General features: G+C 62.8%; 16 protein-coding genes and 2 pseudogenes. 12 read left to right on the top strand and 6 right to left on the bottom strand.

The genetic code is table 11. The features are described from left to right. Positions 1–15 precede the first annotated feature (15 nt). Both C495_RS14020 and bioB read right to left on the bottom strand, forming a co-directional pair. Positions 16–1,268 (bottom strand): annotated as a pseudogene (locus C495_RS14020) (transcriptional regulator). Between the two features lie 24 nt (positions 1,269–1,292). Beyond that, positions 1,293–2,399 (bottom strand): biotin synthase BioB, encoded by a 1,107-nt coding sequence (gene bioB / locus C495_RS14015; RefSeq protein WP_008164025.1) that lies wholly within the window; start codon positions 2,397–2,399, stop codon positions 1,293–1,295. Positions 2,400–2,683: 284 nt separating this feature from the next. On the opposite strand from bioB, the gene C495_RS14010 reads away from it, so the two are divergent. Then, on the top strand, positions 2,684–3,577 hold the full coding sequence (locus C495_RS14010; protein WP_008164023.1) for a haloalkane dehalogenase: 894 nt from the start codon (positions 2,684–2,686) through the stop codon (positions 3,575–3,577). A 4-nt stretch (positions 3,578–3,581) separates the two neighbouring features. On the opposite strand, the gene rbcL is transcribed toward C495_RS14010, so the two are convergent. Then, positions 3,582–4,832, bottom strand: a complete 1,251-nt coding sequence (gene rbcL, locus C495_RS14005) for a type III ribulose-bisphosphate carboxylase (RefSeq protein WP_008164021.1) — start codon at positions 4,830–4,832, stop codon at positions 3,582–3,584. 286 nt (positions 4,833–5,118) lie between these two features. Here rbcL and C495_RS14000 point away from each other — a divergent pair, with 286 nt between their 5' ends. Then, a complete protein-coding gene (locus tag C495_RS14000) occupies positions 5,119–6,036 on the top strand; it encodes a hypothetical protein (protein ID WP_008164020.1) in 918 nt (305 codons plus the stop codon). 78 nt (positions 6,037–6,114) lie between these two features. Here C495_RS14000 and C495_RS13995 read toward each other — a convergent pair whose 3' ends face one another. Further along, positions 6,115–8,223, bottom strand: coding sequence for a hypothetical protein (locus C495_RS13995; protein ID WP_049890367.1), 2,109 nt, complete (start codon positions 8,221–8,223; stop codon positions 6,115–6,117). A 205-nt stretch (positions 8,224–8,428) separates the two neighbouring features. Between C495_RS13995 and glyA the strand changes: the two genes are divergently transcribed. The 3 genes from glyA to C495_RS13980 all read left to right on the top strand — a co-directional run bounded on the left by glyA (position 8,429) and on the right by C495_RS13980 (position 11,593). Beyond that, entirely contained in the window at positions 8,429–9,676 is a 1,248-nt protein-coding gene (glyA, locus tag C495_RS13990) for a serine hydroxymethyltransferase (protein WP_008164015.1), read from the top strand. A 110-nt stretch (positions 9,677–9,786) separates the two neighbouring features. Next, complete coding sequence (locus tag C495_RS13985) at positions 9,787–10,599, top strand: alpha/beta fold hydrolase (protein ID WP_008164013.1); 813 nt, start codon at positions 9,787–9,789, stop codon at positions 10,597–10,599. Between the two features lie 100 nt (positions 10,600–10,699). Then, a complete protein-coding gene (locus C495_RS13980; RefSeq protein ID WP_008164011.1) occupies positions 10,700–11,593 on the top strand; it encodes a bifunctional methylenetetrahydrofolate dehydrogenase/methenyltetrahydrofolate cyclohydrolase in 894 nt (297 codons plus the stop codon). A 22-nt stretch (positions 11,594–11,615) separates the two neighbouring features. Here C495_RS13980 and C495_RS13975 read toward each other — a convergent pair whose 3' ends face one another. Together C495_RS13975 and C495_RS13970 are read right to left on the bottom strand one after the other, a co-directional pair. Next, positions 11,616–12,341, bottom strand: coding sequence for a DUF7117 family protein (locus C495_RS13975; protein WP_008164010.1), 726 nt, complete (start codon positions 12,339–12,341; stop codon positions 11,616–11,618). Positions 12,342–12,385: 44 nt separating this feature from the next. Next, positions 12,386–13,405 carry a lysylphosphatidylglycerol synthase transmembrane domain-containing protein gene (locus C495_RS13970; RefSeq protein ID WP_008164008.1) on the bottom strand — a complete coding sequence of 340 codons (1,020 nt, stop codon included), beginning with the start codon at positions 13,403–13,405 and terminating at the stop codon, positions 12,386–12,388. A 216-nt stretch (positions 13,406–13,621) separates the two neighbouring features. Here C495_RS13970 and C495_RS13965 point away from each other — a divergent pair, with 216 nt between their 5' ends. The 7 genes and pseudogenes from C495_RS13965 to C495_RS13945 all read left to right on the top strand — a co-directional run. After that, positions 13,622–14,272, top strand: a complete 651-nt coding sequence (locus C495_RS13965; protein WP_008164007.1) for a hypothetical protein — start codon at positions 13,622–13,624, stop codon at positions 14,270–14,272. A gap of 47 nt (positions 14,273–14,319) precedes the next feature. Next, positions 14,320–14,493 carry a hypothetical protein gene (locus tag C495_RS17875; RefSeq protein WP_161605567.1) on the top strand — a complete coding sequence of 58 codons (174 nt, stop codon included), beginning with the start codon at positions 14,320–14,322 and terminating at the stop codon, positions 14,491–14,493. Between the two features lie 167 nt (positions 14,494–14,660). Beyond that, positions 14,661–14,807: a hypothetical protein gene (locus C495_RS18150; RefSeq protein WP_008164005.1), complete on the top strand. Its 147-nt coding sequence runs from the start codon at positions 14,661–14,663 to the stop codon at positions 14,805–14,807. A 460-nt stretch (positions 14,808–15,267) separates the two neighbouring features. Next, positions 15,268–15,543: a PadR family transcriptional regulator gene (locus C495_RS13960; RefSeq protein ID WP_008164003.1), complete on the top strand. Its 276-nt coding sequence runs from the start codon at positions 15,268–15,270 to the stop codon at positions 15,541–15,543. 3 nt (positions 15,544–15,546) lie between these two features. Then, entirely contained in the window at positions 15,547–15,825 is a 279-nt protein-coding gene (locus C495_RS13955) for a hypothetical protein (protein ID WP_008164001.1), read from the top strand. Positions 15,826–15,962: 137 nt separating this feature from the next. Then, entirely contained in the window at positions 15,963–17,252 is a 1,290-nt protein-coding gene (locus tag C495_RS13950; RefSeq protein WP_008163999.1) for an MgtC/SapB family protein, read from the top strand. Positions 17,253–17,298: 46 nt separating this feature from the next. Continuing rightward, positions 17,299–17,603: pseudogene (locus C495_RS13945) on the top strand (aminotransferase class III-fold pyridoxal phosphate-dependent enzyme); the annotation flags it as partial.

Below are 17,603 nucleotides of genomic sequence, written 5' to 3'. Positions count from 1 at the left end.
TTCGGCACACGTTAGTTAGAACCCGGGCAGCAGTTCCGCGGGGCCAAAGACGCCGTACTCGCCGGCCCGGTTCCGTCGAACGCCAGTTTGCAGATACCCCAGCGCCGGGCCGTTGACGTTGGCTTCCATGCTCGTCTCGTCGCCGAGTTGGAACGTGTTCGTCGCCGTCTCGCCGTCGAATGTCCGCCCCGTCACGGAAACGGTCGTCGTCGTCGGCTTCTCGTCGCTGCGAACGTCTAAGATGCCGCCGACGGTGACGTCCTCGGCATCGCAGACGCCAGCGCGCTCGAGCAGGATGTCGTCGGCGTGTTCCATGTCCTCGAACTCGATGACGCCGTCGTGGTCGTCGATGATCGCTTCGATCTCCTCGTCGGNGTGTATAAGAGACAGTCGTCGGCGTGTTCCATGTCCTCGAACTCGATGACGCCGTCGTGGTCGTCGATGATCGCTTCGATCTCCTCGTCGGAGAGTTCTCGAGCGGTGTCGATATCGTACTCGGGCAGGTGAGCGATGTCCTCGCGGACGGTCCCGCGGTTGTCCTCGTAGCCCGATTTGAGACCGACGCCCCAGTGGATGTCGACGTCGGTGACCTCGACGAACGACTGGGCTGCGAGTGCAGCCGCGCCGGTCAGCAGGCCGGGCGTCGCCCCAGCGCCACAGATGAACGTGACACCGGCGTCCTCGAACGACTCGCGGCGCTCGTCCAGCATACCGATCACGCGCGAGCGTTTGAGCACGTCGATCATGACGCCCGAGTAGCCGCCCTCGAGGAAGCGATCGGCGGTTCGCGGGATGAAGTCGTGTTCGTAGTTCGGCAGTGCCAGCAAGACGGCGTCGATCCCGTCGCCGTGGTCGATAACGTCCTGAATCGAATCCTCGCTGGGCTGAGCTTGCTCGGAGGCGACGACGCCTTTATTTTCGCCGTGTTGTTTGACGCCGCCTTCAGCGGCCGTCGCACCCGCACCGCCGTCAGAACGGAGACCCGACGAAGATTGCGACCCGTCAGTTCGCTCACCGCCGTCAGAGCGAAACCCTGTCGAGGATCGCGGACCGTCGGTCCGCTCACCGCCGTCCGTCGCGACCTCGTTGTCGATGTTGCCCTCCGTCGCTGCCAGCAACTCGTCGACGTCGAGGCCGTCGAAATCGATCGCGGTGCCGTGGCGGTCACACGCCGCGACTGGGGTCAGCGCGTCTTTGTACTGGCTCACTTCGAGTGCTCGTCGGCCGATTCCACCGGTTCCAACTACTGCAAACGTGATTTCGTCCATGTGTCTCTGTGGGTTGTCTCGTCGTCAGTCGTCGCTCGGTTCTGCGCCTGTACTCGCTGCCGAGTCGGTCGACGACTCCGCGGCGTCGCGGTGGCGAGCCTTGACCGCCTCGGGGTCGAACTCGTTTGTCTCCTGATTCGGCTCGAGGCCCGCCCGTTCGATGATCTCGATGTCGTCGCCGGGTGACTGGCCCTCCGTGGTGAGGTAGTCGCCAGTGAGCAGGCCGTCTGCGCCGGCCTCGAGCGGGAGATGCTGCTCGTCGGGCGCGAGATTGACCTCGCGACCACCGGTGAGCCGCACCCGCGACTCGGGATGGAGGAGTTTGTACACCGCGACCGTCTTGACGATCTCCTCGGTCGTGATGGCGGCTCCCTGCTCGGCAAGCGGCGTTCCCTCGACCGGATTGAGCACGTTCACCGGGAGCGAGGAAATGCCGATCTCTTGGAGCGCGATCGCCGCGTCGACGCGGTCGGTCGGCGTCTCGCCCATGCCGAGGATAACGCCAGCACAGAGATCCATGCCGGCGTCCTTGGCGATCTCGAGCGTCTGCACCCGATCCTCGAAGCTGTGGGTGTCGACGATCTCGGGGAAGTATCGTGGTGAGGTCTCGATGTTGTGATTGTAGTGATTGATCCCCTCCTCGACCAAGATCTCGGCTTCCTCCTCGGTGAGAATGCCGAGGGAGGCGTCGATCTCGAGGGCACACTCGTCTCTGACGAGTCGGATGGCCTCGAGAACCTCTTCCCACTCCTCGGGTCGGTGTTGCTTCGAGACGCCCTTCTCGGCGACGACGATGCCGAAACGCTGGGCCCCGTCGCGTTCGGCCCGCTTTGCGGCTTCTAAGACCTTCTCGGGGCCGATGAAATCGTACGTGTCGATGCCGGTGTCGAAGTGGACTGACTGCGCACAGAAGCCACAATCCTCGGCGCAGTTGCCCGCCTTTGCGTTGACGATCGAGCAGGCGTCGACCGTGCCGTCACCGAAGCGATCGCGCACGGCCGCGCCAGCCTCCGCGAGCGCCTCGACCGGCTGAGCCAGTAACGCGACCCCGTCGGTCCGATCGAGTCGCTCACCGGAGAGCACTCGCTCGAGGGCATCGTCGACCGTCTTGTTGTCTGTCTCGTAAACCATACTCGGAATGGTGGTTAACGACATTATAATTGTTGTGGAATGTCGCGTTATTTGCAACATCCGGGGAAGCCGTATGTCGCTGCTATCCGCGGCTGTGCCGGTCGTATGCTCCGGAAGCATCGCCGGGACGTTCGTCACGGGCCGCAGCGAACGAGAAGGGTCCGTGATGGCTCGAGTCCCCAGCATCGGTGGACTGAGCCACATCCGCATCTTGGTTGACACTGTCTCGGAGACAGCGACTCGTCATTCCAAACGCTTGTGTGGTGAGATATCATAGCACGATCATGGTTATCCGGACATCCGAGGAGCGATTCGAGGAGCTACCAGAATTCGACTACGACCACGACTACGTCGACGTCGGTGACGTCCGGATGGCGTCCGTCGAGGCGGGACAATCGGCGGATGACGCCGACGAAACGTTCCTCTGTCTCCACGGCGAACCCACCTGGTCGTTTCTCTACCGAAAAATGATCCCGACACTGGCCGAGCGCGGTCGCGTCGTCGCGCCCGATTTCATCGGCTTCGGTCGGTCGGACAAGTACGAAGACCGTGACGCCTACACCGTCGAGATGCACTACGAGACCCTGCAGACGTTCGTCACGGAACTCGAGTTGACGAACATCACCCTCGTCTGCCAGGACTGGGGCGGCCTGCTGGGACTGGCGCTCGCCGCCGACGAACCAGAGCGATTCGCGCGGCTGGTGCCGATGAACACCGTCCTCCCCGACGGCACCCAGGAGATGCCCGAGATCTGGCACCGCTTCGCCGAGACGGTCGCGACGGCCGAGGAGCTAGATGTCGGTCGTATCGTCCAGAACGGCTGTTATAATGATCTCCCGGCGGACGTCCTCGAGGCCTATCGCGCGCCGTTCCCGGACGAACGGTCGCTGGCCGGGGTCCGGACGTTTCCGGGGCTGGTGCCCCAGTCGCCGGACGAACCCGGTGCGGACCGCTTCGCCGAGGCCCGCGAGCGACTCGCCGACTGGGAGAAGCCGGCGTTCGTCCTCTTCGGGAAGAACGATCCCATCATGTCCGGCTTCCGGGATTCGATGCGCGAGCTAATTCCGACCGCGAGCGACCAGCCCGACGTCTGGATCGACGAAGCCGCCCACTTCCTGCAGGAGGACGCCGGCGAAGAGATCGCCGAGCGAATCGTCGCCTTCGTCGACCGGACGTGAGACCCTATCGCGGCGTCTCGGCACCCCACTTCTCGAGTGCCGTCGCGAGTTCGTCGTGTTCGTCGGCGTAGGAGTCGAGCGAGACGCCCTCGAGGCTCGCCTCGACCGACTGCCGGAGCGCTTTCGCGCCCGCGTACGTGCCGTCGGGGTGGCCGTGGATGCCGCCACCGGCCTGAACGATGATGTCCGTACCGAGCGCGTCGAGTAACTGGTCGACGACACCGGGGTGGAGGCCGCCGGAGGCGACGGGCAGGACCGGGTTCATCCCGTACAGGTCCGACGTGAGCCACTCGTTGATCCCCGGTGTATCCTCGTTTGCGAGTTTGCCCAACCCGGCGGTGCCGGTGTGGATGTGGTCGACGCCACAGAGGCGGGCGAGTTGGGCGAGCACGCGCATCGAGACCCCGTGGTGCTCGAGACGGTCGAAAGCGGCGTGCATGGCGCGGTGGGCGTGGATCGCGAGGTCGTGTCGGTCACAGCGCTCGCGGACCGTCTGGACGGCCGCCCAGCCACAGGTGATCACGTCAACCATGACGAAGCCGCCACCGTGTTCGGCGACGAGGTCGACACGCTCAAGCATCTCGTTCGTCTCCGCAGTGACGTTCACGAGGTAGTCTTTCCGCTCGCCGACGTCCTCTTCGACGCGGTCTCGAGCGGCGAGGCTGTCGGCGAGTCGGTCCTCGAAGGGGTTGAACGACTGATCCGTGAGATTCTCGTCGTCTTTCAGCAGGTCGACGCCGCCGCGCCAGGCGTCCTCGCCGATCTGGACGTGGGCGTCCGTCGAGAGCCCGACCTTCGGTTTGGGAACCGTCGCGAGGATCGGTCGATCGCCTGCGTCGAGTTTCTCGTGGGCGACGCTGGTCCCGAACTGCGGGCCGGGGAAGCCGGAAACGATGGACTCGGGCCAGTGGCAGTCCTCGAGGCGGATCGTCTCGACCGCTTTCATCCCCATGATGTTGCCCGCGATACACGAGAGGATCTGAGCCATGCTCCCCGATTCAAACAGGGCGTCGGGGTAGGCGACGGTGATCTCGTGGCCGTCGATCGCACACGCGACCGCGCTTAGATCGGTCAGTTCGTTCTCGTCGACGTGCAACGCGGCCCACGTTCCGTTGGAGGACTCCGAGGCGACCCGGCTCGCCGCCGCCTCCGTCGACATCCCGTCGGCGGGATCGATCGTGAACTCACAGACGAGATCCGTCGCCGTGGGCTCGTACTCGAGGTCGAGGAAGTCGTCGTACTCGATGCCAGTCATAGCAACTCTTGCACTTCAATACGGGGAGTAATAGGGTTTGTGCCGGTTGTCCTCCGCTGTCTCCCCTTGTTATATCTCGGTGCTCACGCCCGGGCTCGAGTCCGCCGGAACGACGAGTTGGATACTCGACCATCGGATGCGGTACTTTTGGACGTTTGTAATATTCTTACCGTGTCGATCCCCGAAAACGGCCGTCACACTAATACGGTATCAGTCTCGCTTGTCGACAGTGAAAAAATTCCGAACGTTAAAGTTGTGCGATTATGTAATATCACGGAAGGAGCCTATGACTGATAGTACGATAAACACGAACTCGAGTGACGGGACACTCGACGTCGGGGCGGCGACCGACGATCTGTTCGAGGATCTCGAGGAGGGGATACCGGAGGGGGAGCCGGTCGACGGGGACGCGACGGACGAGTCGGAATCGACGGCCGACGAGCGAAAGCCGTCCGAGGGTGGTGTCGAAGACCAGACGGCTGCGACCGTCTTCGGGAACCTCCAGAACAGCGACGCCGCGTCCGACGACATCGATGGCGTTCTCGAGGGCGAGAGTCCCGAAGACATCATCGCGAGCGCGGACGAACCGGAGCCGGCTGCGGACGACTCCCTCGTCGACGAGGACGCCCTCGAAGAAATGCTGTTGACCGATCGAACGAAAGAGCGGGAGTTCCTCTGGATCGACGCCGACGACGACGCCGAGACCGACACGTCGGCCGCTGACGACGACGCTGGCCCGTCAGTGGCGGACACTGTCGAGCCCGAAGCCGAGACCGACACGCCGGCAGAGCCCGCTGCCGGCGACGACCCACGTCCAGCCGTGAGCGACTCGAGCGTCTCCGAGCCGGCCGCTGACTCGGTGGAGACCGACTCGGCTGTCGCCAGCATCGACGACGCGGAACCCATCGACGCCAAAAGCGGCGCTGTCGACCCGGACACAGGGACACAGGAGTCGGCCTCGAGCGACGACGTGGACGACCAACAGGCACCAGCGGCGACCGACGACAGCGAGGAGACGGCGGCGACCGTCGAGAGCGAGCCGGCCGCCGACCGCGAGGCTGAAGCGGATGGGGACCACGAAACGGGTCCAACACGCCGTGGTACTGACAAACAGACGGGTACACCGGCGACCACGGACGATGACAACGGCTCCGCTGGCGTGCTCGGCTGGCTCCGTTCGACGCTCGGTCGGCTCTTCTCGTAGGGTCGAAGACGGGACATCCGCCCACGATCACGGATTCGAGTGATCGTCTCCGTTCGGAATCACCACCGACGAGCGCGTTCACTTTGCGAACTGTTGTGCCAGCGTTTCCGACCAGTAGAGGTCGCCGTCGTAGATGACTGACGCGTCGGTCTCGCGTAGCAACGAGACAACGCTCGACTGTTCGAGCGTAAAGCTCGATTCGGTTCCACAGAGATAGGCGAACTCGTTGGCTTCGGTGTGCGGGAAGTAGTACGAGCCGGTCACGCGGGTCGAATAACAGTCGAGCGTGACCAGATATCGATCGCGCTCGTCCTCGAGTTCGTCGACGGTGATGGTGATCGGGAGTCGGTGGTCGCTCTGGATGAGCGAGTGGGTGCCGTCGCCGACGACGGCGTAGTCTTTGCCCATCATGATTCGGCTGCGTGCGAGCCCGAGTGCGCGCTCGATACTGAATCCGTTGACGAGGTGCTTCGCAAACGTCGAGCCGACTTTGACGGCGTGGTCGTTCAACACCTTGGTGAACGTCACCGCACCGGCGACGCTTCCCTTTTCGATCAGCTGCATCCCCTCGTAGTAGGAGCCACAGGCGTTGAGAAAGAACGTCTGAGCGTTACAGCGGTCGAGACTCGCCGTCGAGAGCGAGCCGTCCGGACACCGCAGGCCACCGCTTTCACAGTGGCCGATGTAGTGGACGAACTCGTAGCCGTGTTCGAAGACACGTGCGAGTTCGGCCGTCGTGAGCGATTCGGCGACGGTCACGTCTATCGCTAGCTCATCGGCGCGCTGGCGATAGATGTCGGCGACATCGTCGTGTTCGCCGGCCATTCCTGAGTCGTTCAAGACGACACAGATCGATGTCGACTCGCTCGAGCGCTCGAGATAGTCGAGTCGGTTGCGGTAGGCCTCGGGTGTGGTCTTGAAGACGTCGATCGGCACCCCGTCAGCGAGCCAGCCGTGCACTCGCCCGGTTCGGAGGTCTGGTTTGACGATGTCGACTGAGGCGACGTTTCTGGCGCTTGCTCTGTCGTGTCTGCCACTGTCCGGGCTCCCACCACCGCGATAGAAATCGGCCAGCGAGCGCTCGATCAGCTCTTTGCCCTCGAGTGTGGACGTCCGCGGCATGTAGAGCAGGCTGAGTCGATCGAGCAAGAACGGAAGCTGCTCGACGGTGTCGTACTCGGGGGCGACGTACATCGAGAGATGCCACTCCGGGAGCCGGTGTTCGATCGCTTCGTAGGGGACCTCGAGATAGGTCGCGAGCCGTTGCTGTGGGCTGGCCGCATAGAGAGTGGCCGCGTCGAGTTCGAGCGTCTCGAGGACGCGTTGTTCCGCCAGATTCGTGCCGTAGGGGCCGGCGTTGCGAACGAGACAGTCGAGAAAGAACGTCTTGCGCAACAGCCGCTCGACGTCGCGCTCGAGGTCGGGCATCGGTGAGAGCGATGTCTCGATCCCGAGGTCGGGAAGGCGAAGCCGTGGGTGGTCTCTCTCGCACCGAGCGGGACAACAGGTTCTGATGGTCGCCTGCAGATAGTACGCCAGTGGCGCAACGACGAACAGCGCGTCGTAGGTCGGCGGCACGACGACCTCGATCCCGGAGTCGGACCGTGTCGTTTGCAGGTGGTCCGGAATATCGAGGGAGTCGCCGCGCTCGAGCAGCGGCGGATGTCCACGAAGGGTGGGATAGGTTCGATCCGGACTGTCCGTCTTGTGTGATGCAGCGAGGTGGGTGAGTGCTGTTGCAACCGCATCGGGCGAGTCGGGAACGGTAATCGTTCCCGTCGGAAGTTCGTGGTGGCTTCTGAAGCCGATGGTCACCGTGGTCCGCTTTGGAAACGAGACACTGATCGACTGGAGGTCCTCGGTTCGCTCGATCGTTGCTGCGCCCGAAAACTGGAGGTATATCTTGATCTCCGTGTCGATGTCGACGATGTACTCGCCGGCAGAGAGTGCAAGCGACGACTCGCTCGGCTCGAGTTCGTGTCGCTCGCTCGACTCGAGCGAGAACGCGTAGGTGATCGCATGGGGAAACTCGAGTTCGTCCGTCGTGACGAGCAGTGTCTCCTCGACCGGACGCGGCAACTCCGTCGCCGACGTCTCGACGACGGGGTCAGCACCGTGAACCGACACCGTGGTGTTGTCGGCGTCTCTGACACGGAGCGTTTCCCCGTCGACTCCCCACTCTATCATTCGATACGCTGAATGTCGCTCGGGAAAGTTAGTTGTATCGGGTCGGTTCTGAACCGACATATGACGGGTACTACGGACGTTTCGAACCGCCAGCGACGGTTCTCCTGAAACCTCGCTGAATAGTCATTCTGAGTCACGTGTGGACCTGCCCCATCGCTCGCCGAAGACGGGTACACTTATACTGCCGCCAGCCGGCACATCGGACATGGAACACGACCACGTCCGGGACGTCGATCCCGCCGTCGCTGATGCACTCGAGGGAGAGGTAGATCGCCAACGAGAGTCGCTGCAGATGATCGCCAGCGAGAATCACGTCTCGGAGGCGGTCCTCGACGCACAGGGCAGTGCCCTGACGAACAAGTACGCCGAGGGGTATCCGGGCTCGCGTTACTACGGCGGCTGTGAGTTCGCCGACGAGGTCGAACAGCTCGCGATCGACCGCGCCACGGAGCTGTTCGGTGCCGAACACGTTAACGTCCAGCCACACTCGGGCACGCAGGCCAATCAGGCCGTCTACTTCGCGATGCTCGAGCCCGGCGATAAGATCCTCTCGCTGGATCTGACCCACGGCGGCCACCTCAGCCACGGCCATCCGGCGAACTTCGTCGGCCAGCTCTACGACGTCGAGCAGTACGAAGTCGACGCCGAGACGGGTTACGTCGACTACGAGGGGCTCGCCGAGCAGGCCGAAGAGTTCGAGCCGGACATCATCGTCTCGGGCTACTCCGCATATCCACGCGAGATCGACTGGGAGCGCATTCAAGAGGCAGCCGACAGCGTCGACGCGCTCCACCTCGCCGACATCGCCCATATCACGGGGCTCGTCGCCGCCGGCGTTCACGACTCGCCGGTCGGTATCGCCGACTTCGTCACCGGCAGCACGCACAAGACCATCCGCGCCGGTCGCGGTGGCATCGTCATGTGCGACGAGGAGTACGCCGACGACATCGACGCCGCCGTCTTCCCCGGCGGACAGGGCGGCCCGCTCATGCACAACGTCGCCGGCAAGGCCGTCGGCTTCAAAGAAGCACTCGAGCCCGAGTTCGAGGACTACGCCTCCCAGACGGTTGCTAACGCGAAGGCCCTCGGCGAGCAACTCGTCGAGAACGGCTTCTCACTCGTCTCGGGCGGCACCGACAACCACCTCGTGCTCGTCGACCTGCGCGAGAGCCACCCCGACACCTCCGGCGGCGACGCCGAAGAAGCGCTCGAGGACGCCGGCATCGTCCTCAACGGGAACACGGTGCCCGGCGAGACGCGCTCGGCCTTTGATCCCTCCGGCATCCGTGCCGGCACGCCCGGCCTGACGACGCGTGGCTTCGACGAGGACGACTGTCGCACCGTCGCCGATCTGATCACGCGCGTCATCGACAACCCCGACGACGAGACCGTCCTCGCGGAGGTCCGCGAGGAAGTCGAGTCGCTGTGTGACGCCAACCCGCTGTACGAGTAACGCGCCCGTTTGGGCCCGTTCGGCGACGGGTCCCACTCGTGACGTCCGTCACTGAACCGAGACTGTCCGGTTCGCGTATCTTTTTGTGCTGTGTCGTGTTCTCGTGTGGCATGACTGAGTCGACCGCGACGACGATGTACCGGACCAGAACCGACGCGCTGACGACCGACGTCGGCGCGGGACAGCCGGTCGTCTTCGCCCACGGGACCCTGATGGACCGGACGATGTTCCAGCCCCAACTCGAGGCGCTGGCCCCCGACTACCGCGCAGTCGCCTACGACCTGCGGGCGCGGACGGATCAGTACGCGTCGACGTACGATCTCGTGGATCTCGCCGGTGACTGTGCCGCGGTACTCGACGGCCTCGGCGAGGAACGCGCCGTCATCGGCGGGATGTCGATGGGCGGGTTCATGGCGCTGCGCTTTGCACTTGCCTATCCCGAGCGAGTCGACGGGCTACTCCTGATCGACTCGATGGCGACACCCCACGAACCCGCCGAACGCGAGACCTACGGCCAACTCGTCGAGCCACTCGAGAGGTCGCACGACCCCGTGCCGCGGTCGCTGGCCGAGGGTGTCGCCGGCTACCTCTTCGGTGAGACGACGCGCCAGATGAACCCCGCGCTCGTCGAGGCGTGGATCGATCGGTGGGCGACGTACCCCGGCGCAGCGGTCTACAACGAACTGCACTCCTGGCTCGAGCGCCCGGACGTCACGGACCGACTCGCGGAGATCGATGTCCCCGTGCTCGTCGTCCACGGCGAGGAAGATCCGTCGATCGACCCCTCGCGAGCCGAGCCGATGCTGGCTGAAATCCCCGACGCTCGCATGGAACAGATTCCGAACGCGGGCCACACGTCAACCCTCGAGGCCCCGGACGGAGTCAACGAGGCGATTACGTCGTTCCTCGATGAGCGGTTCTGAACGGATTATGGCCATGACCGTGCATATGTGTGGTCCTATTGACGGCTGTTCTGCGCACGAACCCGAGGGTTGATTAGCCTCGCGGCCACCCACTCGAGTAATGACCGAGATCATTGATGGCAACGCCGTCGCAAGTGAGATTCGTGACGATCTGACGGACGCAATCGAGACACTCGCCGACGCGGGTGCTCGACCCGGCCTCGCGACCGTCCTGATGGGCGACGACCCGGCCAGCCAGACGTACGTCAACATGAAACAGCGCGACTGCGAGGAGGTCGGCATCGAGAGCCACCACGTCGACGTCGCTGGCGACGCTCCAGCCGAGAAGTTGTACGACACCATCGCCGATCTCAACGACAACGACGACGTTCACGGCTACATCGTCCAGGCCCCCGTCCCCGATCACGTCGATTATCGGGAGGTTATCCGCCGTGTCGACCCCGCGAAAGACGTCGACGGCTTCCACCCCGAAAACGTCGGCCGACTCGTCGCCGGCGACGCCCGATTCCGACCCTGCACGCCCCACGGCGTCCAGAAGTTGCTCGAGTCCGCCGACGTCGACACCGAGGGCAAAGACGTGACGATCGTCGGTCGCTCGGATATCGTCGGCAAACCCCTCGCCAACCTACTGATCCAGAAAGCCGACGACGGCAACGCGACGGTGACCGTCTGTCACTCCCGAACTGACGACCTCGCCGCGAAGACTCGCAGTGCGGATGTCGTCGTCGCCGCCGTCGGCGTCCCCGAACTCATCGACGGCTCGATGATCAGCGAGGGAACGGTCGTCATCGACGTCGGCGTCAATCGTGTGGATGCTGACACCGAGAAAGGGTATGAACTCGTCGGCGACGTCGAGTTCGAGAGCGCAAAAGAACCCGCCAGCGCCATCACGCCCGTTCCGGGCGGCGTCGGCCCGATGACGCGTGCGATGTTGCTCTACAACACGGTCAAAGCCGCAAGCCTGCAAGAAGACATCGACGTCGACCTGCCCTGAGCCGTCGCTTACGATCTCTTTTCTATTCCGTTTCGTCGAACTCGAGGCTCTCGAGTCTGTCTTGGGCCTGTGTAAACGCCACCTCGTCACCTCGCAGCCCGTTTGCGAGGTCGCGAGTGGCGTCGATCAATCGGTCGGCCGTCTGCGGGTCGACGTCGCCGTCCAGCATCCGGATGCGGGTGACGTGTTCGCCGAGGGTCTCGAGTGCGCTTCGCTCGGCGTTCGTCAGGTCGCGGTCCGCGGCCCACGTCCGGACGTCACGGCGGTACTCGCGGACGGCGTTTGCGGCGGCGAGACCGCGAGCACTCCGCAGGCTCGGTGGAACTTCAGCGGCCGGTGGCCGCTCGCCGGTGTCGGCGTCACGGAGCAACGCGAGGAAGTAGAGTTCTTCGCGCTCCTCGAGGAGAACATCTCGGCCGACGATGTCGGCGACGTGTCGGAGTTCGCTGGCGGCGAGATACGCGTCGTCGAGTTCCCGGAGCGTGCCGGCGTTGACGAAGCCACGACGACGGATGTACTCGCGACACTCCTCGCGGGCCCGTGCAGCGAGATCATTCGTCGAGAGCTCGTCGATCGCGTTTCGAACCGGCGTGAGATCGAACGCGACCTGTAGATCGGTGTGTTCGGTGCGCTCGTCGATCCCAACGCTGCGAAGGCTGCCACAAGCTGGACAGCCGACGCTCCCGGTTTCGTAGTACGACCATCGCGTGCTACACTCCGTGCACTCACGCTCACCCCGGACTTTCATGTGCCCCACTACGTATGCCAGCCCAAAAACCACACTGGAGTCTCTTAGCTGTTCGATGGACGCCCGACGAGCAGTTTCGCGGTGGAGAGCCCACCGATGCCGAGCGTGAGCCAGTACGTACTGGCCCGGTAGATGAGTGCGATCGTGACGGCAGCAGCCGGCTCGAGGCCGCCGAGTGTGGTGAGTCCAGCCGTGACGATCACCTCGACACCGCCGGTGCCGCCGGGTGCCGGGACGATCGCTCCCAGCTTTCCGAGCGCGACGACGAGGGCGACGACGGGCAATGCGAGTTGGTATCCCAGCGCGAGTGCGCCGATATAGACAGGAAGCATCAGGCAGACCATTCCGAGATGGGCATAGACGGCCGTGAAGACGAGCGTGCGTCTGTCCGCTGTGATCGTTCCGACCGTCGTGTAGAACCCATCCAGTCGCGATCGAACGGCAGTGGGAGAGAGCTGTTCATCGAAGCGAGTGGTAACCCGGCCGACGACGCGACGGCAGAGCCCGGTACTGGCGAGGACAAGTCGGTAGACGACAGCCGATCGGCGAACGGCGACGTAGACAACCGAGACGATGACGACGAACAGCCCGGTGAACGCGACGATCTGTGTCTGCATGTCTGTGCCGGAGATGTCGTCGACCGCCAGAACGCCGAGTGCCAAGAAGCCGAACGTGTAGTAGGGAATGTAGTTCAACAGATCTGCGGAGAGAATACTCGCGAGGCTGCCCTCATACGCCATCTCGCTATCACGCGAGACGAGATACGCCGCGAACGGTTCGGTCGCGAGTTGCCCGTAGGGGGTCGCGTATTTGACGAACATGACCGTCAGAAAGATCTGGATGATCTGCCTGCGTGGCATCGTCTCGTCGACGACGCCGATGAACCGTTCCCAGACCAGCCCGCGAAACAGCAGCGCGCCCAGCCCCGAGAGAAACGCGAGGCTGAGCACTCGAGGGCTGGCCTTCGAGAGTTCTGCCACGATCTCCCGGCTACCGATCACGGCGATCAGCACGAGGAGGAGGAGGAGGGCAAACGAGAAGCCGAGGACGATCCGTCGTTTCACGAGCCAAACATGGTACTGATACTACAATTATGTTATGAATGAGCTGGAAACTAAAATCAGGCGGGAGTGATGGTTACGGGCCGTCACGCGTGGGTTACTCGTCGAACGGTACGAAACCAGTGACGGTCACACGGGCTGTCAAGCTGTTCAATAGGTCATTAACGGACGGCAGTTGCAGGCCGCACTGAAACCAGCGGGAACGTCCTACCCAGAGATATGTCCGACCCAAGACTCAACCGACGAAAGTTCGTGACCGCGACCGGGACTGCAACTGCGCTCGTACTCGCTGGCTGTGCCGATAACGGTAACGACGAAGAGGAAGAAGACGACACCGCTCCGGACGACGACATGGACGATGACATGGACGACGACCTCGAGAACGGTGACGAGACGTATATGCTGACCGTCACCGTCGAAGACGACGAGGCTGAACCCGTCGAGGGTGCGCTCGTCACACTCGAGCACGCTGACGATGCGATGGACGAGGAAGACGACGAGGAGATGGACGATGAAGAAGACGACGCGATGGAGGACGAAGAAGACGACGAGGAGATGGACGATGAAGAAGACGACGCGATGGAGGACGAGGAAGACGACGAGGAGATGGACGACGAAGAAGACGATGCGATGGAGGACGAAACCGACGAAGACGGCCAGGTGGAGTTCGACGACCTGGAAGACGGCGAGTACACCGTCATGGCGGAATACGAAGGCGACGAAGCCGAGGACGACGTCGAGATCGCTGGCGCCGACGAAGAAGTGACCCTGACGCTCGGCGAGGAGGCAGCCAACGGCGACGAGACTGAAGACGACGACGAGACCGAAGACGACGACGAGACCGAAGACGACGACGAGAACGACAGCTAATCGGCTGGGTGCCCGGTCCCAACGCGACTCGACAACGCACTCTCAGGTTGCTGCTCGCTCGTCGTCCCTCGAGACTCGAGCAGGCGAATCGCGGTCTCATCAACGCCGTCGGTCGCTCGAGTGACCGATTCGGATTCGGTGGCGGTGTTCCATACCCGATCACGGACGGCGGCATCGGTGATCGACGAGCAGTGACGACCGCAGTCGGTATCACGGCGTGACACCACGCAGAACGGACCGTGCGAGGGCCGCACAGACGACTGTTGTCGGCTCGAAACCGGCGACTGATCACTGAAAGAGACGACACGTGCTGTCACGTCGCTACCAAGCACTGATTGCCACACCGCTTGGCGACCGTTTTTTGCGCACTCAGCGTGTAGCCCTGTGTATGCGAGATGAAGACGAGATCCGCGAGCAGTATGAGTTTCTCAAAGAACACCTCGAGAGCGAGGACATGCGCCACGAGGGTGTCAGAGAGATGTTCACGTACTACAAGCGTGCGCTTGGCTGGGTCCTCGAGGAGGAACACATCTGAGCTCGACCGCCGCTGAAACGTATCGTAATTCCGTCCAGTGTCGTTAGGTTTAAGTAGACTCAGCGGAAGTCTTCACGTGACGCTTCGCTTGGAGGGCCGAAGCGTCAGCGGGGACCAATTCAGGGCGGCAAGCGATCGCGTGACATTTTTCCGTCACGCGATCTGCTTTCCTGTTTCCAACCAACACAACTGAACAGCGACTGCGTTTTTCGACAGGCACGTGGTACCGACTTTCACAGCCTCGCGTCCCCTGTTTCGTTCGTATAATCATCCATAAACGATCCACATGGACGGTAAACATGACTTCGATGCTATGTATTCGCTGCGTTGAACCCCTCATGGTGATTATCATTCGAGACGCGCTGAAACGGCGATTCTCATCGGTAATATCGTTGTTTCGATCGAAACAACCCGATAGCCTTATTAAAATTCGACAGTAAGTGGAATTGGTACTTTCCCAATGTACGACCTGACAGGATTCCAGCGAGACTTGCTGTACGTTATCGCTGGCGAGGAGGAACCTCACGGACTGGCGATCAAAGAAGAGCTCGAACAGTACTATGAAAAGGAGATTCACCACGGTCGGCTCTATCCGAACCTCGATACGCTCGTCGACAAAGGACTCGTCGAGAAGGGGCGTCGTGACCGCCGGACGAATTTCTATACGCTCACCCGTCGCGGCCGCCGGGAACTCGAGGCTCGCCGAGAGTGGGAAGCGCAGTACGTCGACCTGTAGGACGTGGTTCGGTCACGAACGACGACCGCGTTCGCGGGGCTGGTTCTCGGCGTCGGCATCAGTGTCGCTGCCTGGATCTTCTTTGAGACCGTGTTGTTCTTTCTGTTTCTCCCGTTCGTCCCGTTTCTGTTCGGCTTCGGACGGGCGGACGGAACACCTGAGCAGACGGTACGACACTGTCCACAGTGTTCGTTTCGAACGTCGGAGTCGGCCTACGAGTACTGCCCGCGAGACGGTCGCCGACTTCGCGACGGTGAACGCGAGTACGCGAGTGCGCGATAGTATCCGTCGACAGTCGATTGCGGTGGCCATCGGTGATACTGCCCGCTCCGAACGTGGTAGCCACCCAATCGGCTGGTCGCTCCGAATCGGTGACTGTCGGCCGACAGTATATATGGGTCCACAGTATACGGTGAACGGTGAACGGTGTCTCGCTTCAGGTCGTCGATGCCCCACTGGACCAGACGGTGTTGCGGATCGCACTCGCCGGTGCACTGGGCATGTTTCTTGGACTGGAGCGTGAGTGGTCCCAGAAACCCGCCGGCATCCGAACGTTTTCCCTGATCAGTCTCCTCGGGGCGGTGTTTACGCTGTTTACCTTCGAGACCGGCATCGGTGACGGATTGCTCGTCCTCGGCGGCGTGCTCGTGATTATTCAGGGCGTGTTGCTGGCGGTTCAGGGGCTGTTGAGCGACGACACTGGTCTCTCGCTGACGACCTCCGTCTCGATGCTCGTCGCCTACGGCGTCGGGGCGCTGGTCGCCGCCGGATTGATCCTCGAGGGAGTCACGGTCGCCGTGCTCTCGTCGCTGTTGCTCGTCCTCAAACGCGAACTTCACGAGTTCGCGTGGGGGCTCTCTCACGAAGAGATGCGCTCGACCACCGAGTTCGCTATTCTGGCCTTTGTTATCTACCCGCTGTTGCCCGCCGAGATCTCCCTCGAGATCGGTGGCTTGACGCTGCCACTCGAGCCACAGGTGATCTGGCTGATGGTCGTCGCGGTTGCAGGGATCGGGATCGTCAACTACGCGATCGTCTCGACGTACGGCGGCCGCGGCATCGCCGTGACGGGCTTTTTCGGCGGGCTTGCTTCATCGACGGCCGTCGTCGGAACGATGCTCGATCACGTCAATCAGCGGCCCGAGGCCGCCTCCTATGCCGTCGCGGCGATCTTGCTCGCGAACGCGGCGATGGCGGCGCGGAACCTCGCGATCGCCGTCGGCTTCACCATGGGTGGCGAGACGGCAGTCCTCCTCGAGGCGATCGTCCCGCTCGGCGCTGTCATCCTGCTGGCGTTCGCCATCGCGGCGATCACCGCAGACTGGCACGAATCCGGGCCGATGGATCTCCAGAGTCCGTTCTCGATGCTGAACGCGCTCGCGTTCGGTGCCGTCTTCCTCGTCGTCCTCGTGTTCGGATCGCTCGCCGAGACGTGGTTCGGGACGCTTGGCTTCTATGCGACCGCTGTCGCAAGCGGCTTCATCTCGAGTGCGGGTGCGACCACGTCCGCGGTCGTCCTCTATCGGGGCGGCCAACTCGGCCCCGCTGAGGCGACGATCGCAATTCTGCTTGCGACGGTCTCGAGTATCGTCGTCAAGGCTGTGCTTGCGTCGACGTCGCCGAACCACGACTTTCGAAAGCAGGTCGCGAAATACAGCGGACTACTCTTGCTCGGTGGGGCACTGGCATCGGTTCTCGTCGTCATGTAGCGCAACTCGTGACGAGCTATTTCACTGCTGAACGCTACCATACAACATGGAACGCGCCACGGTCGAACCCGAAGTCAAGACGATCCCGGACGAGCGAGCCAGACGGTGGGTCGACTACCACCACCAGTTCGCCGCCCCGAGTACGTACGTCTACGAGTTCGTCTGGGACACTGGCGCAGACGCGGTGGGTCCGTTCTGTACCGATGTCGACGGCAACGTCTTGCTGGATTTTACGAGTCACGTCGCTGCCGCCCCGCTTGGCTACAACAACCCGATTCTTCGCGAGAAACTCCGTGCGTTCGATCTCGTCGATCCGCTGAAGATCGCCGGTCAGGACCTGTCTCTTATACA

This window comes from Natronorubrum sulfidifaciens JCM 14089 (assembly GCF_000337735.1).
Lineage (GTDB): Archaea > Halobacteriota > Halobacteria > Halobacteriales > Natrialbaceae > Natronorubrum > Natronorubrum sulfidifaciens.
This window is presented reverse-complemented; position numbering and strand designations above follow the sequence as displayed.

Bases quoted from the DNA above. Each gene is read 5' to 3' on its own strand.
- glyA (WP_008164015.1), top strand. From the start codon at position 8,429: ATGGAACACGACCACGTCCGGGACGTCGATCCCGCCGTCGCTGATGCA.
- C495_RS13965 (WP_008164007.1), top strand. From the start codon at position 13,622: ATGTCCGACCCAAGACTCAACCGACGAAAGTTCGTGACCGCGACCGGG.
- C495_RS13960 (WP_008164003.1), top strand. From the start codon at position 15,268: ATGTACGACCTGACAGGATTCCAGCGAGACTTGCTGTACGTTATCGCT.
- bioB (WP_008164025.1), bottom strand. From the start codon at position 2,399: ATGGTTTACGAGACAGACAACAAGACGGTCGACGATGCCCTCGAGCGA.
- C495_RS18150 (WP_008164005.1), top strand. From the start codon at position 14,661: ATGCGAGATGAAGACGAGATCCGCGAGCAGTATGAGTTTCTCAAAGAA.
- C495_RS13985 (WP_008164013.1), top strand. From the start codon at position 9,787: ATGACTGAGTCGACCGCGACGACGATGTACCGGACCAGAACCGACGCG.
- C495_RS14010 (WP_008164023.1), top strand. From the start codon at position 2,684: ATGGTTATCCGGACATCCGAGGAGCGATTCGAGGAGCTACCAGAATTC.
- C495_RS13975 (WP_008164010.1), bottom strand. From the start codon at position 12,341: ATGAAAGTCCGGGGTGAGCGTGAGTGCACGGAGTGTAGCACGCGATGG.
- rbcL (WP_008164021.1), bottom strand. From the start codon at position 4,832: ATGACTGGCATCGAGTACGACGACTTCCTCGACCTCGAGTACGAGCCC.
- C495_RS13995 (WP_049890367.1), bottom strand. From the start codon at position 8,223: ATGATAGAGTGGGGAGTCGACGGGGAAACGCTCCGTGTCAGAGACGCC.
- C495_RS13980 (WP_008164011.1), top strand. From the start codon at position 10,700: ATGACCGAGATCATTGATGGCAACGCCGTCGCAAGTGAGATTCGTGAC.
- C495_RS14000 (WP_008164020.1), top strand. From the start codon at position 5,119: ATGACTGATAGTACGATAAACACGAACTCGAGTGACGGGACACTCGAC.